Genomic DNA, 24,542 nt, shown 5'->3' with positions numbered 1-24,542 from the left:
ACTAGCGGCCTTCGAATCGCGGCGCTCGCTTCTCGAGCGCCGCCGCCGCGCCCTCGGCATGGTCTTCGGTCAAGTGGGCCAGAGCCTGCATGGCGGCGGTCATTTCGAGAATCTGATCGAAGGTCGCGTCACGGCCCTGCCGCAACAGGGCCTTGGTCATGCGCAGGGCGTGGGGCGCCTGACCGGCGATGACGCCCGCGGTCTCCAGCGCCTCGTCCATCAGCCTGTCCGCCGTCACGACCCTGTTGATCAGCCCCCAGTCCAGCGCCGTCGCCGCGTCCAGCGTGCGGCTGGTGAACAACAGCTCGGCGGCCCGCGCATAGCCGACATTGCGCGGCATCAGCCACGCCCCGCCGTCGCCGGGCAGGATGCCCAGCTTCAGGAACGGCACGCCGAAGCTGGCCGCCTCGGACGCAATCCGGATGTCCGACAGTCCGGCGATGTCGCACCCGAGGCCCATGGCCGGCCCGTTCACCGCCGCCACCAGCGGAACCTCCAGCCCATAGAGCGATCGCACGATCCGGTGGACGACACGGCGATAACGGTCGCGGATTTCCGCGCCCGTTCCCTCGAACAGGTCCCGCCGGTCCCGCATGGCCTTCAGATCGCCACCCGCCGAGAAGGCCCGTCCTGCGCCGGTCAGCACCACGCACCTCACGTCCATGTCCGCGTTCACGGCGGCGCAAGCGTTAGTGAAGGCATCGCCATCCTGCAGATCGGGCAGGGCGTTCAGCCGCTCGGGCCGGTTCAGTGTCCAGACCTCTATGGGGCCGAGGCGTTCGATATTGATCAGGTCAGTCATACAGCAAGCCTATCAGGCAAGCCGCATCCGCGCTCAAGCCGAGGGGCGAGACCCGCCGAGCGCTGGCTGGCTCCATCCACGCTCAAGCAGCGAGCCGCCGCGCGGCGAGCGATGGCGCCCTTCAAGAACGACAAAGCCCCGGCCTTTCGACCGGGGCTCTGGCGATGCGCTCGAACCGGCTTAGCGGCGCGGGCGGTCGATCTTGATGGGTACGAAGTTGGACGGGTGGCTGACCACGCGGTCGCCTGCGCCGTTGGTGTTCTTCGTGTTCACCAGCATGCCGCCCCAGAGCGCAAAGCTCATCATGGCGTGCTGGAGGTTCCGGTCTCTATCGTTCATTGTGATGTCTCCTTTCGAGGAACGATGAAAAGAGACACGTCGTGCTCGCAGGGGTTTTCACCCTCTCAGTCGTTTCGCGTCAGGAGTAACATGACAGGTCTGTGACGTTTTTCAAGTTTTTACTCCGCTAGCGGACCATATTTCTCGCTTATGTCATCTAATGTGTCGCCACCGCCACGCTCGATCGCCACGCCCTGCGTCAAGGTTTGCTTGGTCGACGGAGCGTCCAGCCTGTGCCTCGGCTGCTACCGGACCCTGTCCGAAATCGGCGGCTGGAGCGCGCTGACCGATGACCAGCGGGCGGCCATCATGGAAGACCTGCCGGCTCGCAAGAACCGTGTCGACTCCGCCTTCTGGTGACCGCGCCGGTTAATCCGCCGTCCACCACGCCTCTTCACGGCATCCCAAACCTGTTTTGCGACAACACCGCCAAGCCGCAAGAAAGCGGCGTCGATGGCGTGGGTCCGTATGCGTTTCGATTCTTCCTCGATGGGCGTGATGGCCATGGCGGTCGTCTGCGCGCTCGGCGCCGCCTGGGGTGCGGATCGCTTCACCGATTCCGGTCGGGCTGAAGCCGCGGTCCTGCCCGTCGTCGCGGAAACGCCCGTCCGGTCCGCCGCCGCGACCGGTCCGGCCCAGCTTCGCAAATCTCCCGACGGCCACTACTGGGCCGACGCCGTGATCGACGGCCGCGCGGTCCGCGTGATGGTCGACACCGGCGCCAGCGTCGTCGCCCTGACCCGCAACGACGCCCTGCGTCTGGGCCTGAAGCTCCAGCCCGAGGACTTCACCGGAACCGTCGTCACCGCCTCCGGTCACGTTCGAGCCGCCCCGGTCCAATTGTCCACCGTCGCCGTCGGCGGCGCCCGGGTGGACGAGGTCGAGGCCCTCGTGGTCGAGGAAGGCCTTGAGCACAGCCTGTTGGGCATGAGCTACCTAGGCCGCCTTTCGACCTTCACCGCCACGCCCACGGCGCTGACGCTCAGGGTCTAGAGCGCCTGAGCACTTCCAGGCGTAAGAACCAGCCGAGAATGGCCGGCCCCTCGATTAGATAACGGCGGAACATTCGACGCGGCTGGCTGAGCAGGCGATGCAGCCACTCAAGCGATAGTTGCTGGAACAGGCGTGGCGCGCGTTGCTGGCGACCGGTGAGGAAATCCACCGATGCGCCGACACACAGGGCGACGCCATCCTGCCGACCTGCTGCCTTCAGCGCGTGAGCGAACAATTCCTGCTTTGGAAAGGACACACAGGCCAGCAGCACGTTCCACTCCGCCGCCGCAGCCGAACCAACCGCTGCATCCCATCCCCGCGTGCCCGGCGTCAGCATCGGCGCTTCAACGAACCTCAGGCGGCGCTCGGGATACCGTGCCGCCAGATCGTCAAAGGCCTCGCGGTCAGGGCCGAAGACACCGAAGGTCAGATCCGTCTCGGCCTCAAGTAAAGCCGCGGTCAGGTCCGACCCCGGGAGCACCGACAACCGCTTGCCCCGCAGGCGCGCCAGATGCGCCAGAATGCGGCTGTCGCAGATCATCAGGTCCGCGCCGCGATAGACTTCCTCGTCCACCCGCCCGTCCACCAGCTTGATCACATGGTCAACGTTGGGCGTAACGACATATCCGTAGGGTCCGCACGCCATCGCCTTGACACGGCCAAGCAGGGTCGCGCGGTCGCCGTCGGCGAAATCCAGGGTCATGAAGCGCGTCATGACCAAAGCCTATCGCGGCCCGGTCAACGCCCGGTTACGATCCCCCGCATGAAATGTTTTCCCGCCCTTGCCGTCGCCCTGATCCTGGCCACCTCGGCTTCAGCCCAGTCCGTTCGGGAGCATGAAGGCGAGCATCATCTGGTCCTGACCGGCGTTGGCCGGTTCGTGTTCTTCGCCGATACAGTCTCGCTGGAACGCGATGCTGAGGGTGTGAAAATGCGCGCCTTTCAGGTTGCCGAAGATGATTTCGAGGTGGCCGGGCAGGCCTATTGGGGCGGCTGGTCGTGGTGGCGATTCGATTGCACCGCCCACACTGCCGACCGGCTGGACTTCGTCGCGGTGAAGGCCGGCGGCGCCGAGGGGCCGTCGACGCCGGATACTGCTCCGGTCTATGACGCCGCGCCGGGTGGAGACGCCGCCGAGTTGCTGGCCGTGGCCTGCGCTCCGGGCGACGCGACCCGCGCGGTTGCGGACACGCTGGATGAGGCCGTCAGGCTGGGGCGGGCGGCGCTGTCGGAGTCGGATGAGGCGTCCAACCTCGCCATCCTGACCGCCGAAGGCGCACCGGAATGAGCGTCGCCGATCGCGTTCGGGTGCGCGAGATCAAGGTGCTGTCCGACAACTGGTACGTCCTGCGCAAGGCGACGTTTGACTGGCGGCGGAATGATGGGAGCTGGCAGACGCAGGCGCGCGAAGCCTATGACCGGGGCAACGGCGTCGCCCTGTTGCCCTATAATACGGCGGCCCGGACGGTGATCCTGACGCAGCAGTTCCGCTATCCGGCGTTTTCGAACGGTCATAACGACCTGCTGACCGAGGTTCCGGCCGGTCTGCTGGACGACGCCGATCCGGAGGCCCGCATCCGCGCGGAGGTCGAGGAAGAGATCGGCTATCGGCTGGGCGATGTCCGGCTGGTGTTCGACTGCTTCATGAGCCCGGGCTCGGTGACCGAGCGGCTGTCGCTGTTCATCGCCGAGTACGATGCGTCGATGCGGATCGGCGACGGTGGAGGACTGGAAGGCGAGGGCGAGGAGATCGAGGTTCTGGAGATCGGCTTCGATGAAGCCATGGCGCAGATCGCCGACGGTCGCATCCGGGACGCCAAGACGATTATCCTGCTGCAGCACGCGGCGCTGACGGTGTTCGCCTAGAGCTGCGTCTGCCGCAGTCCTTCCCACAGTGCGATGCCGGCGCTGACCGACAGGTTCAGCGAGCGGGTTTCGGGCCGGATGGGAATGAAGACGCGCGCGTCGGCCGCCTCATGCACATGATCGGGGGCGCCGGAGGGTTCGCTGCCGAACAGCAGGGTGTCGTCCGGCTGGAACCGGAACCCGGTCATCGATGTCGCACCCTTCGTCGTCAGCAGGACGAGCCGGCCGGGACCGCGGTCGCGCTGGAAGCCGTCCCAGTCCGCATGACGGGTCAGATGGCCCAAGGGGCCGTAATCCAGCGCCGCGCGCTTCATGGCGCGGTCGTCCAGACGGAAGCCCGTGGGCTCGATCACATGCAATTCCACGCCGAAACATGCGCTCAATCGGATGCAGGCGCCGACGTTCTGAGGAATGGCTGGTTGAAAAAGGGCGAGACGCATTCTAAGGCCCTCATACGCGCGGCCCGGGGGCTTGTCGCGGCCTGAATTGCGACCGTTTCGCAAGAAGCGTCAGCAACTTGCGGACTTCCGCCGCAAAGACGGGCCGGGCGAGCCGAAAGGGATTTCGCTAAGGATTTCGAGCCGGTCGAACCGCGCCCTCTCCGGTGCGGTCGTGGCGTATGAGGAGCATGACGTGGCCGAATCGGTCGTACCGGAAGGCGAGGGCGGCGAAGCCACCCGTCGGGACTTCATCCACATCGCGGCAGCCGCCGGCGCCGCCGGCGCCGGGGTCATGCTTGTCTGGCCGCTGGTGAATTCGATGAACCCCGCCGCCGACACCCTGGCGCTGTCGACCATCGAGTTCGACATGACCAAGGTCCAGCAGGGTCAGCAGGTGGTCATCAAGTGGCAGGGCAAGCCGGTGTTCGTGCGCTATCGCAGCCCGGCCGAGGTTCAGAAGGCTGTCGCTGACGATCACGCGGGCAACCTGAAGGAGCCCCAGACGGACGCCGAGCGCACCAAGCCGGGCCACGAGCCCTATCTGGTCGTACTGGGCAACTGTACGCACCTTGGCTGTATCCCGACCTTCGGGGCGGGCGACTACGGCGGCTGGTTCTGCCCGTGTCACGGTTCGCACTACGACGTCTCGGGCCGCATCCGTAAGGGACCGGCGCCGAAGAACCTTGTCGTGCCCGAATACGAATTCCTGTCCGATACGCGCATCAAGATCGGCTGAGGACGGACGAGAGACCCATGAGCGATCACGAGAGCACCTACGTCCCCAAGACCGGCATCGAGAAGTGGCTGGACAGCCGCCTGCCGATCGTCCGCTTCGGCGCCGACTACATGTCGCTGCCGACCCCGAAGAACCTGAACTACTGGTGGACCTTCGGGGGCATTCTGGCCCTGTGCCTAGTCACCCAGATCGCCACCGGCATCTTTCTGGCGATGAACTATGTGCCCCACACGGCCATGGCCTTCGAGTCGGTCGAGCGCATCATGCGCGACGTGAACGGCGGCGACCTGATCCGCTACGTCCACGCAAATGGCGCCTCGATGTTCTTCATCGCGGTCTATCTACACATGCTGCGGGGGCTGTATTACGGGTCCTACAAGGCGCCGCGCGAGATGATCTGGATCGTCGGCTGCGTGATCTTCTTCCTCATGATCGCCACCGCCTTCCTCGGCTACGTGCTGCCGTGGGGCCAGATGTCCTACTGGGGCGCCGAGGTCATCACCAACCTGATCGGGGCTATTCCGGTCATCGGCGAGCCGATCCTGATCTGGCTGCGCGGCGGCCCGGCGATCGACAACGCGACGCTGAACCGCTTCTTCTCGCTGCACTATCTGCTGCCATTCGTCATCGCCGGCTGCGTGGTGCTGCACCTGTGGGCCCTGCACCACGCCGGCCAGAACAACCCGGTCGGGATCCTGATCCCGAAGGACCGTCAGGCCAAGGATACGGTGCCCTTCCACCCGTACTTCACGGTCAAGGACGGCTTCGCGATCATCCTGTTCCTGATCCTGTTCGCGGTGTTCGTCTTCTTCATGCCGAACGCGCTGGGTCACGCCGACAACTACATTCCGGCCAACCCGCTGCAGACCCCCGCGCACATCGTGCCCGAGTGGTACATGCTGCCCTTCTACGCGATCCTGCGCGCCATCCCGGACAAGTTCGGCGGCGTGGTGGCGATGTTCGGCGCCATCGGCGTCCTGTTCATCCTGCCGTGGCTGGACACGTCGAAGGTGCGCTCGATGCGCTACCGTCCGACCATGCGGACCTTCTTCATCATCTTCGTGATCGTGGGGATGGGTCTTGGATGGTGCGGCGCGCAGCTGCCGGACGCCCCGGTCATCGGCGAGTTCAAGACCTTCATGCTGATCGACGGAGACCTGAACAGCTATCTGTGGCTGACGCGTTTCCTGACGGCCTACTACTTCGCCTTCTTCCTGATCATCCTGCCGATCGTCGGACTGAGGGAGACGCCGCTGCCGATCCCGGCGACGATTTCGGAACCCGTGCTGACCGGCGGCGACGCCATGACGGCGTCGGCTCCGGCCTCGGCCGAGAAGAAGGGCTGAGCGCGACCATGACCCTCAAGACACCGATCCGCTCCATGAAGAAGACCCTCGCGCTCATCGCCGCCGCCTGCGGCCTGATGGCGGCCCAACCCGCACTGGCCGAGGGCGCGGCCCTGCATCCGCACAGCGGCGGCTTCACGTTCGAGGGGCCGTTCGGCACCTTCGATCAGGGCCAGCTGCAACGCGGTTACAAGGTCTATCGCGAGGTCTGCGCCTCGTGCCACAGCATGAACCTGATGCACTTCCGGACCCTCGCGGAGCCGGGCGGTCCCTTCTACGACCCGCATCAGGCGTCGGCGGCCGAGAACCGCTTCGTCAAGGCGCTGGCCAAGGAAGTCCAGGTTCCGGATATCGACACCGAAACCGGCGAGCCCGTGATGCGGGACGCCACCCCGGCGGACAAGTTCCCCAATCCCTATCCGAACGCCACGGCCGCCGCCGCGGGCAATGGAGGCGCGGCGCCGCCCGACCTGTCGGTCATGGCCAAGGCGCGTCATGACGGCGCCAACTACATCTACTCGCTGCTGTCGGGCTACAAGCCGGCGCCGGCGGGTCTGCAGATCCGCCCGGGTCAGCACTACAACCCCTATATGGCCGGCGATCTGACGCCGTTCTGGTCGGGCGATCATGACAAGGTGCCCCCGGGCGGCTTCATCGCCATGCCGCCCCCGCTGATCCAGGCCGGTCAGGTTCAGTACGACGACGGCACGGTCGCCTCTGTCGACCAGATGTCCAAGGACGTCGCCGCCTTCATCGCCTGGGCCTCGGATCCCAAGCAGGTCCAGCGCAAGCAGTCGGGCGTGGGCGTGCTCATCTTCCTCCTGCTGTTCGCCGGCGTGACCTACATCAGCTACCGCCGGATCTGGAAAGGCGTGGCCCACTAGGGCTCCGCACTCCTGAACCAAAGAAACAGCCCGCCGGGATCCGTTCCGGCGGGCTTCTTCTTGCCCGCTTGCGCGTAATGAAAAAGAACTTTATAACGCAAAGCGTAATCCGGGAGGAATGGAAATGGCGACGGGACTTTTCGTGTCAGTGGCGGCTCTGGTCGGCATGGTGGCGATCGGGGCGGCGTCGCCGTCTCCGGCGCAGGAGCTGCGGCCGGCGGGCACACAGGAACAGCGCGACGCCATGCAGCGTCTGTCGTGGATGGACGGTGAGTGGACGGGCACGGCCTCGGTCTATGCCGGTCCGGGCCGCACAAGCTCGCACAGCCACACCGAGCGGATCGGTCCGATGGTCGGCGGCTCGATCAAGGTCATCGAGGGGCGCACGACCGAGGTCGACGGGCAGGTGTCGTTCAATGCCTTCGCCGTCGTGTCGTGGGACGACGAGACAGACCGCTACACCATGCGCTCCTACGCCAACGGGCAGGCCGGCGACTTCCCGCTGGAGATCACGGCGGACGGGTTCAGATGGTCGACGCCCAGCCGGGGCGGGACGATGAACTATGTCACCACCCATACCGGGGGCGAGTGGGTCGAGGTCGGGGACTTCGTGATGGACGGCCGTCCGCCCATGCGGGTGATCGAACTGAGGCTGCGTCGGCGCGGAGACACCGACTGGCCCGCTGCCAACCCCGTGACGCCCTGACGCCGGGCGGCGGAATCGACAGGAGGCATCCACCCGCCTAACGTCCCGACAGGGCCGTTTTCAGGATAAGGGTTTGGTTTCCATGCGACTGTTCGTTTCCGCCGCGGTGCTTGCCGCCGGCGCCATCTTGTCCGCCTGCGCCACAACGGCGATGGATGCGCCGACGGCCGACGCCGCCTTCGACACCGCCCGCCTGTCCGAGCACACGCGGGTTCTGTCCGACGACGGCTTCGAAGGCCGGGGCATCGGCACGCCCGCCGAGGACAAGGTCATCGCCTATCTGAGCGAACAGTACGCCGCCGCCGGCTTCCAGCCGGGCGGACCGAACGGCCAGTGGACGCAGGACGTGGCGCTGAACCGCTTCACCGCCTCGAACATCCGGGCGTCATTCAAGGTTGGCGGCCAGAGCATTCCCCTGAACCAGGGCCAGCAGATCGTCGTCTCCACCCGCCTGCCGGGCAGTCATGTGATGCTGACCGACGCCCCGCTGGTCTTCGCCGGTTACGGCATCAAGGCGCCGGAGCGGAACTGGGACGACTTCAAGGGTCAGGACATGCGGGGCAAGATCCTGATCGTTCTGGTCAATGACGCGGACTTCGAGGAGCCGGCGCTGGACACCTTCAACGGCCGGGCCATGACCTACTACGGTCGCTGGACCTACAAGTACGAAGAGGCCGCGCGTCAGGGCGCCGCCGGGGTGATCATCGTGCACGAGACCGCGCCGGCCTCCTACGGCTGGGCGACCGTGAACAACAGCTGGTCGGGCCCGCAGTTCGACATCGTCCGCCAGAATGCGGCGGCCGAGCGCGTGCCGATGGAGAGCTGGATCCAGCGCGATGTGGCCGTCGACCTGTTCGCGAAGGCCGGTCTGGATTTCGAGGCGCTGAAGCGGCAGGCCCGCAGCCGCGACTTCCAGCCCGTAACCCTGCCGAACGCGACCTTCAGCGGCATGTTCGACGTGGCGACCAGCCGGATCACGACCCACAACGTCATCGCCAAACTGCCGGGTACGTCGCACCCGGACGAGACCATCCTGTACACCGCCCACTGGGACCATATCGGCGTGGGTGAGCCGGACGCGAACGGCGACCGAATCTTCAACGGCGCCGTCGACAACGCCACCGGCACGGCCGGCCTGCTGGAACTGGCCCGCGTCTGGGGCGCCGGCCCGCGTCCGCAACGCAGCATCGTGATGATCAGCTTCACCGCCGAGGAAAGCGGTCTGCTGGGGTCGGAATTCTACGCCGCCAACCCCGTCTATCCGCTGGAGAAGACGGTGGCCGGGTTCAACATGGACGCGATGAACGTCTATGGCCGCGTCGCCAATCTGGGCGTCATCGGCTTCGGCCAGTCCGATCTGGACGAGCGTCTGGCCGCGGCCGCAGCGCGTCAGGGGCGCGAGATCGAGCCGGACGGCAATCCGGCGGCGGGCAGCTACTTCAGGTCGGACCACTTCCCGCTGGCCAAGCGCGGGGTGCCGATGGCCTATGCCGAGGGCGGCGGCGAGTTCCGCGATGAGCCGATCGCGGCCCGCAACGCGTCGCGCGATGAATATGGCGCGCGTCGGTATCATCAGGCTGATGACGAATGGTCCGCCGACTGGGACCTGCGCGGTCAGGTCGAGGATCTGGACGTCGCCCTGTGGATCGGCCGCGATCTTGCGAACAGCCGCGACTGGCCGGGCTGGAAGACCGGGTCGGAGTTTGGACCGGCCCGCGCGGCGAGCGCCTCGGCAAGGCGCTGAAACCCTTCGCCCCTTTACCGGGGGCGTGATCCAGATGAAGAAAACTTAATGGGCGGTCCGGAGGGACCGCCCTAGAGTGCGCGCCAAATCCGTATGGAGCCTGCTCTTATGTTTCGTGCCTTGACCGGGGGCGTCGCCGTCGCCGCCCTGCTTCTCGTCGCCGGTTCGGCGGCGGCCCAGAATGTGTCCGCCGAGCGGATCAGCAACGACATCCGCACCATCAGCGCTGACGAGTATCAGGGCCGCTATCCCGGCACCGAGGGCGAGCGCATGACGCTGGCCTGGCTGCAGGCGCAATACGAGGCGATGGGCTTGAAGCCGGGCGGCCCGGACGGGCAATGGCTGCAGGCGATCCCGCTGCAGCGCTACACGCCGGTCGCCGGCGCGGCGTCGGCCAGCTGGACGGGATCGGATGGCGCGTCCCATCCGCTGGTGATCGGCACGGACATTGTGGTCCGCGCGATCAGCAACGACGGCAAGGCCGCTATCGCCAACGCCCCGGTCGTTTTCGCCGGCTATGGCATCACGGCGCCCGAGCGGAACTGGGACGATTACGGAAACCTCGACGTGCGCGGCAAGGTCGTGATCGTCGTGGCCGGCGAGCCGGAAGGCGAGGTCTTCAACGGCGCCTATGACACCAACTATGAATCCGCCGCCTACAAGGCCGATGAAGCCGTCCGGCGGGGCGCGGTGGGCGTCGTCACGCTGGTGACCTCACCGCAGGCGTGGCAGCGCGTCGCCGTCGGCGCCGGGCGCCAGCGGACCCGCACGCCGGGTTCGGCCGACACCGAGTTCTCCGCCTCGCTAAACCATACCGCCGCCATGGCCTGGGCTCAGGCGGCCGGTATGGATATGGCGACCCTGAGCAACGTGGGTAGCGGGCAGTTCAAGGCGGTAGAGCTGACCGGCGTGAAGCTGTCGGTCAACGCCGAGGAGACCATCAACACCTTGGTCACGCACAACCTGCTGGCCAAGATCGAAGGCTCGGAGCGACCGAACGAGGTCATCGTCTATTCCGCGCACTGGGACCACGTCGGCGGCGAGGCCCAGCACCCGGATACCCCGGGCGACGACAAGATCTTCAACGGCGCCTGGGACAACGCGTCTGGAACCGCGGGCGTGGTCGAGATGGCGCGTCAGCTCAGTCAGGCGCCGCGGCCCAAACGCACCATCGTCTTCGCCCACATGGCGGCCGAAGAGATGGGTCTGATGGGCGCGTACGGCTATGCGGCCGATCCGGTTTATCCGCTGGAAACGACGGTGGCCGACATCAACATCGACATGCTTCCGCTGTCGGGTCCGACCAAGGATGTGCCGATCTTCGGCAAGGGTCAGAACGATCTGGAAGACCGGCTGGAAGCGCTCGCCGCGCCGCTGGGTCGCTATGTCTCGGACGACCACATGCCCGAGCAGGGCTTCTACTACCGCTCCGACCACTTCCCGTTCGCCCGCATGGGCGTGCCGGCGATCATGCCGTGGCACGGCTGGGACTGGGTCGAAGGCGGTCGTGAAGCCGGCGAGGCGGCATGGAAAGCCAAGTTCGCGGCCGACTATCACAAGCCGTCGGACGAATGGTCGGCGGACTGGGACCTGCGCTCGGCGGTCGAGAACCTGACCCTGCTGTACCACCTCGGTCTGGACCTCGCGAACAGCAGCGACTGGCCGGGCTGGAAGCCGACTTCGGAGTTCGCGCAGGTCCGCGCCCGCTCGGACGCCGCACGCCGGTGAGTCTGTCGATACGACCCCTGACCGGAGACGGTTCGCCGCCCGTGCAGGGGTCGTATCCGCAAGCCGTCGAGGTCGCCGGCGCGACGCGATGGCTGTATCTGTCGGGCCAGATTCCGGTCGCGCCGGACGGCTCGCTCTCGCCCGACTTCCGCGGCCAGTGCGAACAGGTCTGGGACAATATCGAGACCCAGCTGACCGCAGCCGGCATGACGCTGGACAACCTCGTCAAGGTGACGACCTTCCTGTCGGACCGGGCCCATGCGCTCGAGAACCGCGAGGTTCGGGTCGCGCGGCTGGCGGGGCGGCAACCGGCGCTGACAGTGATCGTCGCCGGCATCTTCGACGAGGCTTGGCTGGTCGAGATCGAGGCCGTGGCGGCGGCGTAAGGTCGCCTTGTCGCACGTACATGCCGGGAGCACCGTAGCGCCATGAGCCGCTGGTCGCCGCAGCCTGCACCGCACGAACTCGACGGGCTGATCCTGTTCGATGGTGTGTGTGTCTTCTGCTCTCGCTGGGTGCGGTTCGTCATCGATCACGATCCGGCCCGGCGGTTCTCCTTCGTCGCCATCCAGTCGCCGGCCGGACGCGACCTCGCCGAGCGTTTCGGCATCGATCCCGATGCGCCCGAGACCAACGCGGTCATTCTTGACGGCCGGATATGGTTCAAGTCCGACGCGGCCCTGAAGGTGCTGGCGGCGCTGCCCGGTGCGAAGGCATTCGGAGCGCTGATGATCGCGCCGCGCTGGGTCAGGAACCCCGCCTATGATCTGATCGCGCGCAACCGGTACCGGATATTCGGCCGCACCGACGCCTGCATGATTCCCTCGACCGAGGATCAGGCGCGCTTCCTGTCATGACGACGGTTCTGGTGATCGGGGCCGGCGGGGTTTTCGGATCGCGTCTGGCCGAGGGGCTGCTACGGGACGGTTTCACGGTCATTGTCGCGGGGCGTGATCGAGACAGGGCGGAAGCCGTAGCGGCGCGATTGGCGGCCGGTTTGGGTGCGGCGTTTTCCAGCGTCGCGCTGGACACGCAGACGGTGACGCCCGACGCTCTGATCGCGACCGGCGCGACGATCGTGGCGGACATGGCCGGGCCATTTCAGGGGGCGGAGCCGACGACGGCGCGGGCGGCGATCGCGGCGGGGCTGCACTATGTCGATCTGGCCGATGCGCGCGACTTCGTCTGCGGATTTGCGACGCTCGACGCCGCTGCGAGGGCCGCTGGTGTTGTGGCCCTGTCGGGGTGCAGTTCAACCCCGGCTCTGTCCAATGCGGTGCTGGATCATCTGACGAACGGCTGGACTGAGATCGTATCCGTCGAGGCCGCGATCTCGCCGGGCGCGAGAGCGCCGCGAGGGCTGTCGGTCATGCAAGCCATCCTGTCGTGGCTGGGGCGTCCAGTCAGGGTGTTCGAGGGCGGACGGTGGACGGAGCGGCCGGGGTGGAGCGGGCTCTATCTGCGCGACTTCGACGCGGCGGGACGGCGGCGGGTGTCGCTGTGCGAGACGCCAGACCTCGACCTGTTTGAAAGCCGATTTCGTCCGCGGGAGCGCGCCCTGTTTCTGGCCGGGCTGGAGCCGGCGCCGGCGCATCTGCAGGCATGGGCGCTGGGGTTGCTGGTCCGGATGTTCCGGTTCGATCCTGTTCCATTGGCCAGGCCTTTGCTTGCACTCTCCGGGCTGCATTCGGTGACCGGTTCCGATCAGGGCGCCATGCGGGTCGCGGCATACGGCCGGGACGGCGAGGGTCGGGCGGTGCGGGCCGTATGGCGGCTGACGGCGCCGCCGGGGATAGGACCGGTGACGCCCAGCCTGCCGGCGCTGGCGGTGATCAAGGCGATCGCGGCGGGGCGTGTTGCACCCGGCGCGACGGCCTGTGTCGGCCTGCTCTCGCTCGAGGACATCGTCGCCGAGATGAGGCGGCACGGGCTGGTGACGGAGACCAAGGTCGAGCGCGGGGCGATCCATGCGCGGGCAATCGGGGAAGCCTTCGATAGCCTGCCCGCGGCGATCCAGGACCTGCACGAAACGCCGGGGCGGTCGGTCTGGCGCGGGGAGGCCACGACGAAGGGCGCGTCGAACGCCCTGGCCGCCATTGCTGCGCGGATCGTGGGGTTTCCGTCGACGCAGGCAAACTGTTCGGTGGAAGTATCCATCGACGCCGACGGCGACCGCTCGATCTGGCGGCGCAGGATCGGCGGGCATGCCTTCTGCAGCGTCCTGTCGCGTCCGAGGCCGGGCGGACGCGTGAGCGAGCGGTTCGGGCCGCTGACGATGGAGCTGGTTCTGACGCCGCGGGACGGGTGGCTGATCTATGAGGTCACAGGCTGGCGGGTCGGGCCGCTGCCCCTGCCGCGCGCGCTGGCGCCGCGGACGAAGACCCATGAAGAGGTCGATGGGCAGGGGCGCTTCGTCTTCGACGTGGAGATCGCCGCGCCCCTGATCGGTCGACTGGTCCGCTATCGCGGCTGGCTACAAAGAGTCAGTTAGACCCTAGCGCTTCTGGACGAACACCGTGCCGGCGGAGTAGCCGGCGCCGAAACTGCAGATCAGGCCGATGTCGCCCTCGTCGAAGCCGTCATTGTGCAGGTGGAAGGCGATGATCGAGCCAGCCGAGGACGTGTTGGCGTAGCGGTCGAGGATGATGACGTTCTCGCCCTCGCGCGGTTCGCGGCCGAGCACCTTGCGGCCGATCATCTCGTTCATGTTGATGTTGGCCTGGTGCAGCCACATGCGCTTCAGGTCGTCGAGGTTGATGGCGAGGTCGCGGGCGTGGTCGACGATCATGTCGGAAACCATCGGCACCACTTCCTTGAAGACCTTGCGGCCCTGCTGGACGAACATCTTGTCCGGCTTGCCGATGCCCTCGGGCGCGGCGTTGTTGAGGAAGCCGAAGTTGTTGCGGATGTTGTTCGAGAAGCTGGTCTGAAGCCGCGTGCCGAGGATCTCCCAGCCGCCGACGGCCTGATCCTCGGCCTCGATGATGACGGCGGTGCAGACGTCGCCGAAGATGAAGTGGCTGTCGCGATCCTTGAAGTTCAAGTGGGCGGAGCAGACTTCCGGATTGACCATCAGCACGGCCTTGACCGAACCCGAGGCGATGAAGTCGGCGGCGGTCTTGATGCCGAAGGTGGCGGAAGAGCAGGCGACGTTCATGTCGAAGGCGAAGCCCTCGATGCCCAGCGCCTCCTGCACCTCGATGGCCATGGCGGGGTAGGGGCGCTGCATGTTGGAGGCCGCGCAGAGGACAGCGCCGATCTCCGACACCGGCTTGCCCCAGGCCTCGATCGCCTGCCGGGCGGCCTTCACCGCCATCTCGGCCATGATCGACAGTTCGTCGTTGGGGCGCTCGGCCAGGTTCGGGGCCATGCGGTCGGGGTTCAGGACGCCGGCCTTGTCCAGCACGAAGCGCGACTTGATGCCCGAGGCCTTTTCGATGAACTCGACCGAGGACGGCGTCAGTTCGGCGACGTCGCCTTCCATGATCGCGTTGGCGTGGCGGGCGTTGAAGCGCTCGGCGTAGGCGTTGTACGCCTCGACCAGTTCGGCGTTGGAGATCGACTGTTCGGGGGTGAACAGTCCCGTCGCGGCGATGACGGCCTTGGTCATGTGGTTCCTGCCCCTGCGCGGCGCACCCGCCGCGTTCTGTTTCTGGACGGACTAGATAGGCGTCGCTTGCGGCGAGGTCGAGGCGGCGTGGCGGGCCAGCAGGCGATGGGCGGCGTCCAGATGCAGGCGCTCGACCATGCGATAGCCGATCCGGATCACGCCCTTGCCCTCGGCCTCAGCGCTGGCGAAGGCCGCGACCACTTCGCGGGCGCGGGCGACCTCCTCGGGGGATGGCGAGAAGGCGGCGTTGGCGGCGGCGATCTGGGCGGGGTGGATCAGGCTCTTGCCGTCGAAACCGAAGGCGCGGCCCTGTCGGCACTCGGCTTCAAGACGCGCGGCGTCGTCGGTGGCGTTGACCACGCCGTCGATAGCCAGAAGGCCGTGACCGCGAGCGGCGGCGACGATGGCGGCGAGCCAGGGCTTCAGGGGCTCGCGGTCAGGGCCGGGAACGAGGTTCATCCGCTCGCCAAGATCGTTCACGCCGAGCATCAGGGCGGCCAGTGGCGCGCCGGCGCCCGCGATCTGGTCCAGCCGCAGCACCGACAGCGGGGTCTCGATCATGATCCAGAGGTCGACGCCCTCTGGCAGCGCCGCGGCGACGGCGCGGACGGCCTCGGGGCTCTCGATCTTGGGGGCGACGACGAAGGCGGGGGAACTCGATCCGAGCGCGGCGAGATCGTCGGCGCCCCACGGCGTGTCGAGGCCGTTGATGCGGACTCCTACGCGGGGGGCGAAGCCGCCGGCCTTAAGGGCCTCCACCGCCGCGGCGCGGGCATCCGCCTTCGCGTCTGGCGCGACGGCGTCCTCAAGGTCGAGAATGACGGCGTCGCAGGCGAGGCCGCGAGCCTTCTCGATCGCGCGGGCGTTCGAGGCGGGCAGATACAGGACCGAGCGGGCGAGCTGCATCAGACCCGGCCGGTGACAGGAATCAGCGCGCCGGTGATGGCGCGGCTTTCGGGAGAGGCGAGGAACAGCATGACGCGGGCGAGGTCGGCGGGCTGGACCCATTTCGCCGGGTCGGCGTCGGGCATGTCGGCGCGATTCTGGGCCGTATCGAGAATGGAGGGCAGGACTGCGTTGACGGTGATGGATGTCGACTTCAGCTCTTCAGCTAGGCTTTCCGTCAGGCGGTGGACGCCGGACTTGGACGCCGCATAGGCTCCCATGCCGGCAGCACTCTTCAGGGCGCCGTTGGCGCCGACGTTGACGATCCGGCCCTCGATAGAGGTCTTGAGATGGGGCAGGGCGGCGCGGCTGGCGTTCAGCGCGGTCTTCACATTGAGGGCGTACATCCGGTCCCACGCCGGGCTGGCGTCATCGGCGGTCTGCCAAACGAAGCCGCCGGCGATGTTCAACAGGGCGTCGATCCGGCCGAACCTGGCGACGACAGCTTCGATCGCCTTCGAAGCCTGTGCGGGGTCGGTCAGGTCAACGCCGCCGATTTCGAGAACGGCCTCGTCAGGGGCATTGCCGGATCCGTGATCGATGCTGGCGACCGACAGGCCATCCGCCAACGCCTCTTTCACGACAGCGGCGCCAAGCGCGCCACGTCCGCCCGTGACGACGACAACCCGATTGCTCATTCCTGATCCTCTCGATGTTCCGGCGGACCATAGAAGTCTCGTGACCGGGATCAACCGCGCGTGACGAACGGCTTCGTCGCAACCCTGACCCGGCCCGTCGCAGCATCATCGCACAGCGTTCTGGGGGGCCGCAGAGTGGCCGTCGAAATCGAAATCCGGAGTTTTCTATGAAAGCCGCCCTGACCGTCGCCGCCGCGTCGGCGCTGTTCCTGTCCGCCGTCGCGCCCCAGACCGCGCAGGCCCAGTCCCGCCGTTTTCAGGTCGTCCGCGAAGGCGACAGCCGAATGGCTTGCGATGTGATGACCGATGAAATCAACACCCTCAATCAGACGGTACGTCAGCAACAGGAGCGCGCCCAGCGAAACGCCCAGAACCGCGAGACTGGCGGTCGGGTGGGCCGCGGCCTGTTGTCGGGCATTGCGCGGGGAGCGCAGGTCTTCGCCTACGGTTCAACAAGCCCGGAGGCCTTGGGCGGACTGGTCGCGTCATCGGCCGCATCGGGCGTCGCCACGGAAATGGCCAACAGTGCGGGTCAGCCGGCTCCCCCGCCGCAGCCCCTGCCTGAAGTGGACACCCCTGAAAACGACAGGCTCAAACTGCTGATGGGGATGCACAGCCAGCGCTGCTGATCCGGAGGGGTCAGGCGTCCGCGCCGAAGACCGCGCCAAGAACCCGTTCAAGACAGGCCGCGTCGACAGAGTCGAACGCGGCCTTTTCTGTGGAATCCACATCGAACACGGCGATCAGATCGCCACGGCTGTCCAGAACCGGAACCACGATCTCGCTGGCCGAGCGGCTGTCGCAGGCGATGTGGCCCGGAAAGGCGTGGACGTCCTCGACGATCTGGGTCTGTCGCGTAGCGGCCGCCGCGCCGCAGACCCCCCGGCCGAACGCAATGCGCAGGCAGCCCAGCGTGCCCTGATAAGGGCCAACGACCAGCTCTCCGCCCTTTTCAGGATCGACGATGTAGAAGCCCGTCCAGAAATAGGCCGGAAAGGCGTCGGACAGCATCGAGGCCAGCGTCGCCATCCTGGCCGTCCGGTTCGTTTCGCCTTCCAGCACTGCGAGGATTTCGGTCTCGACTTCGGCGTAGCGCTCGGCCTTGTCGGCGGGACGGTCGTCGCGGGCGACGTAGGACATGAACGGCTCCGTTGTGGTCGGACGGGTATAGGGGGCTGTGCGGCCGACTGCGAGCCGCAGTCTTTGTCGCAATGGAAGGCGGGTCTCATCGCAAAGGCGGTGGCGGGCGTCACAGCGAATCCAGCACTGTTCAGGCGGACATTAAGGAGTGAGCCTTATGACGCCTCGACTGTTTGGAGTTCTGGCCGCAGTTGGTGTGATGGCTTTGGCTGCCACCGCCGCTGCTTTCACCTCTAATCCCCCGGCCCGATCTGGCGCAGCCTCCGCGGGTTCTGACGCAGACAGTGCGGGTGAAGCCCGTCAGCGAGCCCCTATCCCGTTTGAGTTGCATCCCGACATTATTGTTTTGTCTGTGAAGGGGTTTGACTCCCCGGACGAATGCAAGGGGCCGGAGGTCGGGGTCGGAGATGAAGAACTGTGCCTGAGAATCTGTAAGAAAGGTCCGGACACAGTACGTGTAGATCTCCACGGCCTGCAGTTTCTGTCGAGGGTCATACCGGGCGCTACGCCGAAGCAGGATACTGTATTCCTGAACAACCCTCAGATCGAATTCCCGCAGCCCGGAAGATGTGGTCCGGGGGGTGTCGATACCGAGGAAGAGGAGGAGGAGCTCAAGGCCAAGGCGGCTGCTGGCAACCTCCCGGAAAGCGTCGGTACACAGATCGTGTTGAAAACAATGTGCCTCGACGTGCTCCTCGGCGTACCCGGGTCCGGGGACACCTACGACCTAGGCGCCAAGGTGACGAACCCTCAGCTCGTGGAAATTCTGTCTTTGATCGCGGGCAAGACATTGAGCGAGGAAGGAGCGGATCTGGTGCAAGACGCGATCTGGCAAGTCACCAATTATGGCGGCCTCAAGAATGAGATGCGGGGACGGCTCCGAGCCCTGTAGGACCGCCCGGCGTCTTCCTGCTCGCCTTCGGGTTGGCTGTGCAGCCCGACTAACCTCCCGGCTGGCGAAATCCCATCGATCACGGCTACCTTCCCTTTACGGCCGCGCTGTAGAGGGAATGCATGACCACCTTCCCAATCCACGACACGCCCGTCGACCGTGAGGCCGCTCGTGTGTGCCAGTCGCTGCACGGTCGCTTTTTCTACACCGGCACCGATGTCGTCCAGCTGAACGCAGCGTGGGCGCAAGTGGCGGAGGGGCTGTCGGGCGATCCGGCGGCGATGTCGGCGTTTCAGGCGCGGTTCGAGGCTCGGCGTGGCACCGGCGATCCCGAAGTCTTCGCCCGCATCGAGCAACTGGTCGGCAACCTGTCCCGGGCCTGACGAAACCTGACGGGATGGTAGGCCCGGAGGGACTCGAACCCCCAACCAGACCGTTATGAGCGGTCGGCTCTAACCATTGAGCTACGGGCCCCCAAGGGGACGAAAGCCCCGCCTAGCGGGCTTCCGGCGGCTTGCCAAGCGTCGTTGCGACGGGATCGTCTTACGGGGCTGTCACGTTGATGAACGGGAGCTTGTGCAATTCTGCGGTCATTTGTTCAGGACCAAAGCGCCAAGGTTCCGCCATGGCCGTCGCACACGACGGACCTCAGGATCGTCCTGCTTACCGGAGACTGACATGACCCGCTCGTTCCGCGCCCTGATGACCGGAGGCGCCATCGCCGCCGCCGTCGCCCTGGCGGCGCCCGCCGCCGTTGCCCAATCGCAACCCAATGGAGGCGCGCCCTTGACCATTCAGGCCGTGACCGAACGTCCGTCGCTGAACCTGTCCTCGTACGGCGAGGTGAAGGCCAAGCCGGACATGGCCACCATCACCTTCGGCGTCGTCACCGAGGCCCCGACGGCTGCGGAGGCCATGAGCCGCAATGCGACGCAGATGAATCAGGTGATGGCCGCCTTGCGCCGCGCAGGCATCGCCGAACGCGACGTCCAGACCTCGGGCCTGAACCTGTCGGCCCAGTACGACTACGTCCAGAACGAACCGCCGAAGCTCCGGGGCTATCAGGCCTCCAATCAGGTGACGGTGATCATCAACGACCTGACGAAGGTCGGCTCGACCGCGGATGCGGTGGTCACCGCCGGCGTCAATCAGATCAACGGCATCAGCTTCGGTCTGAAGGACCCGAGCGCGGCCGAAAATCAGGCGCGTCAGATCGCGGTTCGCAATCTGCAGGCCAAGGCGTCGCTTTATGCGCAGGCGCTGGGCGTCGAACTGGGCGGCATCCGTTCGCTGTCGGAAGGCGGCGGCTACGCGCCCCAGCCGCCGATGCCGATGTACGCCCGGGCCATGTCGATGGACTCGGCCGGCGGCGCCACACCGGTCGCGGCCGGAGAGCTGACGGTGCGGATCGACATCACGGGCGTCTACGACCTGAACCGCTGATCCGGTTCGGGGAAAAGGAAAGGCCCGCCGGCGACGGCGGGCCTTTCTGTATTCCGGTGTGGCGCGATCAGGCGGCGCGCTTGATGTTGTTCAGATCGTCCAGCAGCACAACGGTCGGGTTCCACTGACGCGCCTCTTCCTGCGGCAGCTGGCCGTAGGTGACAACGATCACCTTGTCGTTCTTTTGCACCAGCCGGGCCGCGGCGCCGTTGACGCCGATGACCTTGGAGCCCCGCGGGGCCTCGATGGCGTAGGTGGTGAACCGCGCGCCGTTGGTGATGTTCAGCACATCCACCTGTTCGTGCGGAAAGATGCCGGCGGCATCCAGCAGATCGGCGTCGATCGCGATCGAGCCTTCGTAGTCCAGATCAGCCTGGGTCACCGTCGCGCGGTGAAGTTTGGCCTTCATCAGGGTCACCAGCATGTGGCGGATCCCAACGTGACGCGGGGCGATAGGCCCCCGCTCGCAGACGGCTCATATAGGGATTTCGTGTTCCCGCTTCAACGCGCATGTTGCGGTGCACAAGGTGTCGCAGAAGCCGGCGTTACGGCGTGTTCATTTGACCGCGACCGCCGCCGCCCTATGTTCGAGGCTGGCCACGTCCGGCCCGTCCAGCGGACCACCTCCCTCTCATGAAGCAATTCTTCCTGACCATGGCGGGCGTTTTCGCCGGCCTGCTGCTGTTCTTTATCGTTATTCCGTTCGTGCTGATCACCATGGCGGTCAGCTCGGCGTCGTCGAAGGACCCCACGCCGACGCAGGCGGTTCTGGAGCTGGACCTTCGCGACGGGCTGACGGATCAGGCCTCGACCAACCCGTTCGCCCTGCTGGGCGGCAGCGGCCTTTCGACGCTGCAGGTGGTCGATGCGCTGGCGCAGGCCCAGGCCGACGGCAAGGTCAAAGGCCTGCTGATCAGGCTGCCCGAGGGCGGCATCACCCCAGCGGCGGCGGACGAAATCCGTCAGGCGGTCCTGCGCTTCAAGACGTCGGGCAAGCCGGTCATCGCCCACAGTCAGGGCTTCCAGCCGGTCGGTACGGCGGTCAGCAGCTATATGCTGGGTGCGGCGGCCAGCGAGCTGTGGATGCAGAACACCTCGTCCTTCCAGCTGGCCGGCTTCTCGGCGGACTCGATCTTCCTCGGCCGGGCGTTCCAGAAATACGGCGTCCAGCCCCAGTTCGAGCAGCGCTACGAATACAAGAATGCGGTCAACGAACTGACCGAGAGCGATTTCACACCGGCGCACCGCGAGGCGATGACGGCGTGGATGACCTCGATCTACGAGACCGCGCTGGCCAATGCGGCGCGGGACAGCGGCATGCAGGCAGCGGCCCTGCGTACGACGATCGAGGCCGGCCCCTATTCGGCGGCGCAGGCGCTGCAACTGAAGCTGGTCGACAAGATCGGGCAGGTCGAGGACGCAGAGAAAGAGATCAAGCGCCGGGCCGGCAACGACGCCGAACTGCTGCCGCTGGCGGACTATGCGTCCAGCAAGGGCGAGCGGACCGGCTCGGGCAAGAACGCCATCGCCATCGTGGGCGGCGAGGGCGCCATCTCGACCGGGCGCGGCGGAGGCGGCGGGTTCGGCGAAGGCTCTGAAATCCGCTCCGACGAGGTGGCCAGGGCCATTTACGACGCGATCGAGGACGACGCGGTCAAGGCGATCGTCTTCCGCGTGTCGTCGCCGGGCGGCTCGCCCGATGCGTCGGAGCAAATCCTCGCGGCCGTGCGCGCGGCCAAGGCGGCCGGCAAGCCGGTCGTCGTCTCGATGGGCGAATACGCCGCGTCGGGCGGGTACTGGATCAGTTCGGAAGCGAGCTGGATTGTGGCCCAGCCGACGACGATCACGGGATCGATCGGCGTGTTCGGCGGCAAAATCGTACTGGCCGACGCGCTGGGCCGGTTCGGCGTCGACATGCGCAACCTGACCATCGGCGGTGAATACGCCGACGCCTTCTCGCCGGCCGAGCCGTTCAATCAGGCGGACCGCGCGGCCTTCGCCGCCGGCATCGACCGGACCTATGAGGAGTTCATCACCCGGGTGTCGACCGGCCGTCGCCTGCCCGCCGAGCGCGTGCGCGAAATCGCTCGTGGTAGGGTCTGGACGGGCGCGCAGGCGCGGGACATCGGGCTGGTGGACCAGCTGGGCGGCCTGAACGAAGCCATCGCCAAGGCCAAGGAACTGGCGAAGATCCCGGCGGCCGACGCCGTGCGGTTCAAGCGCTATCCCGAGGCCCAGTCGCCGTTCGAGGCCCTGTCGAAAATGTTCGGCGTCTCGACCGAGGCGGCGCGGGTGCTGGTGGGCATCGGCGGCGTCATGGACGATCCGCAGGCCCAAGCCATGGTGCGTCAGGTCCGCGCCGAGCGTGCGCGGTCCTCGGGCGCGACCGTGCTGGCCGACCAGCCCTGGTAGCGTCAACACGTCGCCGTGAAGCTGTGACTCATTGACGGTTCATCTCCGTGGACCGACATTGTGAGTTCGGCGTTGTTCGCGACGTCCGTAGCAAGGTGAACCGATGACCTCGTCCGACCGACTGATGTTTGGGGCCCAGACCCGCCGTTCGAATGGCCTGCTTGCGCCGTTCCTGTGGCTGGGCGGCGTGATCGCCACCGTGGCCGCCATGACCATCGGCGCCGTTCTGGCCGTCTTCACCGCCGCGGCCGTAGCGGTGATCGCGCTGTTCGCGGGTGTGCTGATCTTCTTCGCCGGTCTGGCCATGCGCGCCCGCCGCAAGGTGACGCCGCGCCGTCGCGCCGGCGACGAGGACGTGATCGAGGCCCGCAAGGTCGACGGCGCCTGGGTCGCCTACGGCTGGGAGCGCGCCGGGCGCTAGACATGCTCGTCGTCCGGGACGCGCCGTCTCCGAATTTCGATAACCGCCGGGCTCCGCCCGACATGCTGGTGCTGCACTACACCGGCATGCAAACGGCCGATCTGGCTGTGGCGCGGCTGCGTGATCCGGAGGCGAAGGTCTCGGCCCACTACGTCGTCGATGAGGACGGCGCGATCCTGCGGCTGGTCGCCGAGGAGCGGCGTGCGTGGCACGCGGGCCGGGGCGCTTGGCAGGGCGAGACGGACTGCAACGCCGCCTCCATCGGCATCGAGATCGTCAATCCGGGTCATGAGTTCGGCTATCGCGCGTTTCCGGACGCACAGATGGACGCAGTGATCAGCCTGATCAGCGACATCCGCACCCGCTGGACCATCCCGGACGCCCGGATCATCGGCCATTCGGATATGGCCCCGGACCGCAAGCAGGATCCGGGCGAGTTGTTTCAATGGAAGCGATTGGCGTCAGTTGGTCACGGCCTGTGGTTCGATCCGGCGCCCGAGCGGATCACGGCGCTGGGCAACCCGTTGTCGCCGGGCGAGGACGGGATCGGGGTCATCGTGCTGCGGGCTGGTCTGCATCGGCTGGGCTACGGTCTGCAGCCGGGCGGAGAGTACGACGACGAGACCCGGCTGACGGTCGAGGCCTTCCAGCGCCACTGGCGGCCGGAGAAGGTGGACGGGATCGCCGACGGCGAGACACGGGCGCGGCTCGTCGGCCTGCTGCAACTGGCGAGCGCGGAAAGCGCGACCGGAGTGCTGAACTAGGCTCTCAATTTGACCCTCGCCACTCAAAAGCGCATCACGCGCCGGTCAGACGGCCGGGCGGTCGCGGTCGGGGTTATGCTCCGGTCGAGGAAAGTCCGGGCTCCACGGTGAAAAGGCGGCGGATAACCTCCGCCCGGGGCGACCCGAGGGATAGCGCCACAGAAAGCAAACCACCTGCCTTTCGAGGCCGGTAAGGGTGAAAGGGTGGGGTAAGAGCCCACCGCGGACCTGGCGACAGGGACGGCATGGCAAGCCCCGCCTGGAGCAAGACCGAATAGGGACGTCGCGCGGTTTCGGCCGCAGGGTTCACCGCCCGAGGCGTCCGGGTAGGTCGCGAGAGCCGGTCAGCAATGGCCGGCCCAGAGGAATGATCGTCGCCGTCTCCGGACGGAACAGAACCCGGCTTACAGGCCGTCTGGCATTATTTTTTAGAGCCCTATCGCGAGCGACACGGTCGCTCGCTGCTTGAGGGCGGGTCGGCCAATCCTCGACCGTCGGCGCAAGCTTGGCCGTTAACGATTTCAACGCTGGATGCGAGGGCGGGTTATCCACAGGCGCGCTATACTTGGGATGTTCGGTGTATGTTCTTGTGAGTAAGGCAATGTGCGCGCGAAAACTGGTTAACTCGCGGCTCTGATCCCATTGTGACCCAATCTGTCCCATGCTATCCCAGATGCGTGATTTGGGGTGCGG

29 protein-coding genes, 1 tRNA gene and 1 other RNA gene are annotated in these 24,542 nt (G+C 66.6%); 21 read left to right on the top strand and 10 right to left on the bottom strand.

Going from position 1 to position 24,542, the window contains the following annotated elements:
* Position 1: 1 nt before the first annotated feature.
* Positions 2–802, bottom strand: coding sequence for a crotonase/enoyl-CoA hydratase family protein (locus ACIQC9_RS09730; protein WP_400614963.1), 801 nt, complete (start codon positions 800–802; stop codon positions 2–4).
* A gap of 180 nt (positions 803–982) precedes the next feature.
* Positions 983–1,141: a hypothetical protein gene (locus tag ACIQC9_RS09725; protein ID WP_400614960.1), complete on the bottom strand. Its 159-nt coding sequence runs from the start codon at positions 1,139–1,141 to the stop codon at positions 983–985.
* Positions 1,142–1,291: 150 nt separating this feature from the next.
* Here ACIQC9_RS09725 and ACIQC9_RS09720 point away from each other — a divergent pair, with 150 nt between their 5' ends.
* Positions 1,292–1,501, top strand: coding sequence for a DUF1289 domain-containing protein (locus ACIQC9_RS09720; protein WP_400614958.1), 210 nt, complete (start codon positions 1,292–1,294; stop codon positions 1,499–1,501).
* Positions 1,502–1,609: 108 nt separating this feature from the next.
* The gene (locus tag ACIQC9_RS09715) at positions 1,610–2,134 is read left to right on the top strand and encodes a TIGR02281 family clan AA aspartic protease (RefSeq protein WP_400614956.1); all 525 of its coding nucleotides are present in this window, start codon (positions 1,610–1,612) and stop codon (positions 2,132–2,134) included.
* On the opposite strand, the gene ACIQC9_RS09710 is transcribed toward ACIQC9_RS09715, so the two are convergent.
* Positions 2,124–2,849, bottom strand: coding sequence for a WecB/TagA/CpsF family glycosyltransferase (locus tag ACIQC9_RS09710; protein ID WP_400614954.1), 726 nt, complete (start codon positions 2,847–2,849; stop codon positions 2,124–2,126). The genes ACIQC9_RS09715 and ACIQC9_RS09710 overlap by 11 nt on opposite strands.
* Positions 2,850–2,897: 48 nt before the next feature.
* Between ACIQC9_RS09710 and ACIQC9_RS09705 the strand changes: the two genes are divergently transcribed.
* The gene (locus ACIQC9_RS09705; protein WP_400614952.1) at positions 2,898–3,422 is read left to right on the top strand and encodes a hypothetical protein; all 525 of its coding nucleotides are present in this window, start codon (positions 2,898–2,900) and stop codon (positions 3,420–3,422) included.
* A complete protein-coding gene (locus tag ACIQC9_RS09700) occupies positions 3,419–4,000 on the top strand; it encodes an NUDIX domain-containing protein (protein WP_400614950.1) in 582 nt (193 codons plus the stop codon). Before ACIQC9_RS09705 ends, ACIQC9_RS09700 begins: the two co-directional genes overlap by 4 nt.
* On the opposite strand, the gene ACIQC9_RS09695 is transcribed toward ACIQC9_RS09700, so the two are convergent.
* A complete protein-coding gene (locus ACIQC9_RS09695; RefSeq protein WP_400614948.1) occupies positions 3,997–4,440 on the bottom strand; it encodes a tRNA (cytidine(34)-2'-O)-methyltransferase in 444 nt (147 codons plus the stop codon). The two genes, ACIQC9_RS09700 and ACIQC9_RS09695, sit on opposite strands and share 4 nt — an antisense overlap.
* 193 nt (positions 4,441–4,633) lie before the next feature.
* Between ACIQC9_RS09695 and petA the strand changes: the two genes are divergently transcribed.
* From petA to ACIQC9_RS09650, 9 genes are all read left to right on the top strand, one after another.
* On the top strand, positions 4,634–5,176 hold the full coding sequence (gene petA / locus ACIQC9_RS09690) for a ubiquinol-cytochrome c reductase iron-sulfur subunit (RefSeq protein WP_400614946.1): 543 nt from the start codon (positions 4,634–4,636) through the stop codon (positions 5,174–5,176).
* A 17-nt stretch (positions 5,177–5,193) separates the two neighbouring features.
* Positions 5,194–6,522, top strand: a complete 1,329-nt coding sequence (locus ACIQC9_RS09685; RefSeq protein ID WP_400614943.1) for a cytochrome bc complex cytochrome b subunit — start codon at positions 5,194–5,196, stop codon at positions 6,520–6,522.
* Positions 6,523–6,557: 35 nt separating this feature from the next.
* The gene (locus ACIQC9_RS09680) at positions 6,558–7,406 is read left to right on the top strand and encodes a cytochrome c1 (RefSeq protein ID WP_400615453.1); all 849 of its coding nucleotides are present in this window, start codon (positions 6,558–6,560) and stop codon (positions 7,404–7,406) included.
* 124 nt (positions 7,407–7,530) lie between these two features.
* A complete protein-coding gene (locus tag ACIQC9_RS09675) occupies positions 7,531–8,112 on the top strand; it encodes a DUF1579 domain-containing protein (RefSeq protein ID WP_400614941.1) in 582 nt (193 codons plus the stop codon).
* A gap of 82 nt (positions 8,113–8,194) precedes the next feature.
* Complete coding sequence (locus ACIQC9_RS09670) at positions 8,195–9,856, top strand: M28 family metallopeptidase (protein WP_400614938.1); 1,662 nt, start codon at positions 8,195–8,197, stop codon at positions 9,854–9,856.
* A gap of 108 nt (positions 9,857–9,964) precedes the next feature.
* Positions 9,965–11,584 carry a M28 family peptidase gene (locus ACIQC9_RS09665; protein WP_400614935.1) on the top strand — a complete coding sequence of 540 codons (1,620 nt, stop codon included), beginning with the start codon at positions 9,965–9,967 and terminating at the stop codon, positions 11,582–11,584.
* A complete protein-coding gene (locus ACIQC9_RS09660; protein WP_400614933.1) occupies positions 11,581–11,970 on the top strand; it encodes a RidA family protein in 390 nt (129 codons plus the stop codon). The genes ACIQC9_RS09665 and ACIQC9_RS09660 overlap by 4 nt, the downstream gene beginning before the upstream one ends.
* 42 nt (positions 11,971–12,012) lie before the next feature.
* Positions 12,013–12,441, top strand: a complete 429-nt coding sequence (locus ACIQC9_RS09655) for a thiol-disulfide oxidoreductase DCC family protein (RefSeq protein ID WP_400614931.1) — start codon at positions 12,013–12,015, stop codon at positions 12,439–12,441.
* A complete protein-coding gene (locus ACIQC9_RS09650) occupies positions 12,438–14,075 on the top strand; it encodes a DUF4166 domain-containing protein (RefSeq protein WP_400614929.1) in 1,638 nt (545 codons plus the stop codon). The genes ACIQC9_RS09655 and ACIQC9_RS09650 overlap by 4 nt, the downstream gene beginning before the upstream one ends.
* A 3-nt stretch (positions 14,076–14,078) precedes the next feature.
* On the opposite strand, the gene ACIQC9_RS09645 is transcribed toward ACIQC9_RS09650, so the two are convergent.
* Genes ACIQC9_RS09645 through ACIQC9_RS09635 form a run of 3 tightly spaced genes read right to left on the bottom strand, consistent with a single transcriptional unit; the run spans position 14,079 to position 16,777 of the window.
* Positions 14,079–15,194: a beta-ketoacyl-ACP synthase III gene (locus ACIQC9_RS09645; protein ID WP_400614927.1), complete on the bottom strand. Its 1,116-nt coding sequence runs from the start codon at positions 15,192–15,194 to the stop codon at positions 14,079–14,081.
* A 51-nt stretch (positions 15,195–15,245) separates the two neighbouring features.
* Complete coding sequence (locus tag ACIQC9_RS09640; protein ID WP_400614925.1) at positions 15,246–16,100, bottom strand: HpcH/HpaI aldolase/citrate lyase family protein; 855 nt, start codon at positions 16,098–16,100, stop codon at positions 15,246–15,248.
* Positions 16,100–16,777 carry an SDR family NAD(P)-dependent oxidoreductase gene (locus ACIQC9_RS09635; protein ID WP_400614922.1) on the bottom strand — a complete coding sequence of 226 codons (678 nt, stop codon included), beginning with the start codon at positions 16,775–16,777 and terminating at the stop codon, positions 16,100–16,102. The genes ACIQC9_RS09640 and ACIQC9_RS09635 overlap by 1 nt, the downstream gene beginning before the upstream one ends.
* 167 nt (positions 16,778–16,944) lie before the next feature.
* Between ACIQC9_RS09635 and ACIQC9_RS09630 the strand changes: the two genes are divergently transcribed.
* Positions 16,945–17,406 (top strand): hypothetical protein, encoded by a 462-nt coding sequence (locus ACIQC9_RS09630; RefSeq protein ID WP_400614920.1) that lies wholly within the window; start codon positions 16,945–16,947, stop codon positions 17,404–17,406.
* 10 nt (positions 17,407–17,416) lie between these two features.
* Here ACIQC9_RS09630 and ACIQC9_RS09625 read toward each other — a convergent pair whose 3' ends face one another.
* Positions 17,417–17,917 (bottom strand): GAF domain-containing protein, encoded by a 501-nt coding sequence (locus ACIQC9_RS09625; RefSeq protein ID WP_400614918.1) that lies wholly within the window; start codon positions 17,915–17,917, stop codon positions 17,417–17,419.
* 157 nt (positions 17,918–18,074) lie between these two features.
* Here ACIQC9_RS09625 and ACIQC9_RS09620 point away from each other — a divergent pair, with 157 nt between their 5' ends.
* Both ACIQC9_RS09620 and ACIQC9_RS09615 read left to right on the top strand, forming a co-directional pair.
* The gene (locus tag ACIQC9_RS09620) at positions 18,075–18,809 is read left to right on the top strand and encodes a hypothetical protein (protein WP_400614916.1); all 735 of its coding nucleotides are present in this window, start codon (positions 18,075–18,077) and stop codon (positions 18,807–18,809) included.
* A gap of 122 nt (positions 18,810–18,931) precedes the next feature.
* Positions 18,932–19,192 carry a hypothetical protein gene (locus tag ACIQC9_RS09615; protein WP_400614915.1) on the top strand — a complete coding sequence of 87 codons (261 nt, stop codon included), beginning with the start codon at positions 18,932–18,934 and terminating at the stop codon, positions 19,190–19,192.
* 15 nt (positions 19,193–19,207) lie between these two features.
* On the opposite strand, the gene ACIQC9_RS09610 is transcribed toward ACIQC9_RS09615, so the two are convergent.
* A tRNA-Ile gene (locus ACIQC9_RS09610) sits at positions 19,208–19,283 on the bottom strand.
* Between the two features lie 204 nt (positions 19,284–19,487).
* Here ACIQC9_RS09610 and ACIQC9_RS09605 point away from each other — a divergent pair.
* Entirely contained in the window at positions 19,488–20,252 is a 765-nt protein-coding gene (locus ACIQC9_RS09605) for an SIMPL domain-containing protein (protein ID WP_400614914.1), read from the top strand.
* Positions 20,253–20,319: 67 nt separating this feature from the next.
* Here ACIQC9_RS09605 and panD read toward each other — a convergent pair whose 3' ends face one another.
* Positions 20,320–20,676, bottom strand: coding sequence for an aspartate 1-decarboxylase (gene panD / locus ACIQC9_RS09600; RefSeq protein ID WP_400614911.1), 357 nt, complete (start codon positions 20,674–20,676; stop codon positions 20,320–20,322).
* A gap of 209 nt (positions 20,677–20,885) precedes the next feature.
* Here panD and sppA point away from each other — a divergent pair, with 209 nt between their 5' ends.
* The 4 genes from sppA to rnpB all read left to right on the top strand — a co-directional run bounded on the left by sppA (position 20,886) and on the right by rnpB (position 24,272).
* Positions 20,886–22,664 carry a signal peptide peptidase SppA gene (gene sppA / locus ACIQC9_RS09595; RefSeq protein ID WP_400614909.1) on the top strand — a complete coding sequence of 593 codons (1,779 nt, stop codon included), beginning with the start codon at positions 20,886–20,888 and terminating at the stop codon, positions 22,662–22,664.
* A gap of 103 nt (positions 22,665–22,767) precedes the next feature.
* Positions 22,768–23,085, top strand: a complete 318-nt coding sequence (locus tag ACIQC9_RS09590; RefSeq protein ID WP_400614906.1) for a hypothetical protein — start codon at positions 22,768–22,770, stop codon at positions 23,083–23,085.
* Positions 23,086–23,087: 2 nt separating this feature from the next.
* Positions 23,088–23,849 (top strand): N-acetylmuramoyl-L-alanine amidase, encoded by a 762-nt coding sequence (locus ACIQC9_RS09585; protein ID WP_400614904.1) that lies wholly within the window; start codon positions 23,088–23,090, stop codon positions 23,847–23,849.
* Positions 23,850–23,894: 45 nt separating this feature from the next.
* An RNA gene (gene rnpB, locus ACIQC9_RS09580) (RNase P RNA component class A) lies at positions 23,895–24,272 on the top strand.
* The last annotated feature ends 270 nt before the right edge of the window (positions 24,273–24,542 follow it).

The organism is Brevundimonas sp. NPDC092305, assembly GCF_044755415.1.
GTDB lineage: Bacteria > Pseudomonadota > Alphaproteobacteria > Caulobacterales > Caulobacteraceae > Brevundimonas.
This window is presented reverse-complemented; position numbering and strand designations above follow the sequence as displayed.

Bases quoted from the DNA above. Each gene is read 5' to 3' on its own strand.
- ACIQC9_RS09730 (WP_400614963.1), bottom strand. From the start codon at position 802: ATGACTGACCTGATCAATATCGAACGCCTCGGCCCCATAGAGGTCTGG.
- ACIQC9_RS09725 (WP_400614960.1), bottom strand. From the start codon at position 1,141: ATGAACGATAGAGACCGGAACCTCCAGCACGCCATGATGAGCTTTGCG.
- ACIQC9_RS09720 (WP_400614958.1), top strand. From the start codon at position 1,292: ATGTCATCTAATGTGTCGCCACCGCCACGCTCGATCGCCACGCCCTGC.
- ACIQC9_RS09715 (WP_400614956.1), top strand. From the start codon at position 1,610: ATGCGTTTCGATTCTTCCTCGATGGGCGTGATGGCCATGGCGGTCGTC.
- ACIQC9_RS09710 (WP_400614954.1), bottom strand. From the start codon at position 2,849: ATGACGCGCTTCATGACCCTGGATTTCGCCGACGGCGACCGCGCGACC.
- ACIQC9_RS09705 (WP_400614952.1), top strand. From the start codon at position 2,898: ATGAAATGTTTTCCCGCCCTTGCCGTCGCCCTGATCCTGGCCACCTCG.
- ACIQC9_RS09700 (WP_400614950.1), top strand. From the start codon at position 3,419: ATGAGCGTCGCCGATCGCGTTCGGGTGCGCGAGATCAAGGTGCTGTCC.
- ACIQC9_RS09695 (WP_400614948.1), bottom strand. From the start codon at position 4,440: ATGCGTCTCGCCCTTTTTCAACCAGCCATTCCTCAGAACGTCGGCGCC.
- ACIQC9_RS09685 (WP_400614943.1), top strand. From the start codon at position 5,194: ATGAGCGATCACGAGAGCACCTACGTCCCCAAGACCGGCATCGAGAAG.
- ACIQC9_RS09680 (WP_400615453.1), top strand. From the start codon at position 6,558: ATGAAGAAGACCCTCGCGCTCATCGCCGCCGCCTGCGGCCTGATGGCG.
- ACIQC9_RS09675 (WP_400614941.1), top strand. From the start codon at position 7,531: ATGGCGACGGGACTTTTCGTGTCAGTGGCGGCTCTGGTCGGCATGGTG.
- ACIQC9_RS09670 (WP_400614938.1), top strand. From the start codon at position 8,195: ATGCGACTGTTCGTTTCCGCCGCGGTGCTTGCCGCCGGCGCCATCTTG.
- ACIQC9_RS09665 (WP_400614935.1), top strand. From the start codon at position 9,965: ATGTTTCGTGCCTTGACCGGGGGCGTCGCCGTCGCCGCCCTGCTTCTC.
- ACIQC9_RS09655 (WP_400614931.1), top strand. From the start codon at position 12,013: ATGAGCCGCTGGTCGCCGCAGCCTGCACCGCACGAACTCGACGGGCTG.
- ACIQC9_RS09650 (WP_400614929.1), top strand. From the start codon at position 12,438: ATGACGACGGTTCTGGTGATCGGGGCCGGCGGGGTTTTCGGATCGCGT.
- ACIQC9_RS09645 (WP_400614927.1), bottom strand. From the start codon at position 15,194: ATGACCAAGGCCGTCATCGCCGCGACGGGACTGTTCACCCCCGAACAG.
- ACIQC9_RS09640 (WP_400614925.1), bottom strand. From the start codon at position 16,100: ATGCAGCTCGCCCGCTCGGTCCTGTATCTGCCCGCCTCGAACGCCCGC.
- ACIQC9_RS09635 (WP_400614922.1), bottom strand. From the start codon at position 16,777: ATGAGCAATCGGGTTGTCGTCGTCACGGGCGGACGTGGCGCGCTTGGC.
- ACIQC9_RS09630 (WP_400614920.1), top strand. From the start codon at position 16,945: ATGAAAGCCGCCCTGACCGTCGCCGCCGCGTCGGCGCTGTTCCTGTCC.
- ACIQC9_RS09625 (WP_400614918.1), bottom strand. From the start codon at position 17,917: ATGTCCTACGTCGCCCGCGACGACCGTCCCGCCGACAAGGCCGAGCGC.
- ACIQC9_RS09620 (WP_400614916.1), top strand. From the start codon at position 18,075: ATGACGCCTCGACTGTTTGGAGTTCTGGCCGCAGTTGGTGTGATGGCT.
- ACIQC9_RS09615 (WP_400614915.1), top strand. From the start codon at position 18,932: ATGACCACCTTCCCAATCCACGACACGCCCGTCGACCGTGAGGCCGCT.
- ACIQC9_RS09605 (WP_400614914.1), top strand. From the start codon at position 19,488: ATGACCCGCTCGTTCCGCGCCCTGATGACCGGAGGCGCCATCGCCGCC.
- panD (WP_400614911.1), bottom strand. From the start codon at position 20,676: ATGCTGGTGACCCTGATGAAGGCCAAACTTCACCGCGCGACGGTGACC.
- sppA (WP_400614909.1), top strand. From the start codon at position 20,886: ATGAAGCAATTCTTCCTGACCATGGCGGGCGTTTTCGCCGGCCTGCTG.
- ACIQC9_RS09590 (WP_400614906.1), top strand. From the start codon at position 22,768: ATGACCTCGTCCGACCGACTGATGTTTGGGGCCCAGACCCGCCGTTCG.
- ACIQC9_RS09585 (WP_400614904.1), top strand. From the start codon at position 23,088: ATGCTCGTCGTCCGGGACGCGCCGTCTCCGAATTTCGATAACCGCCGG.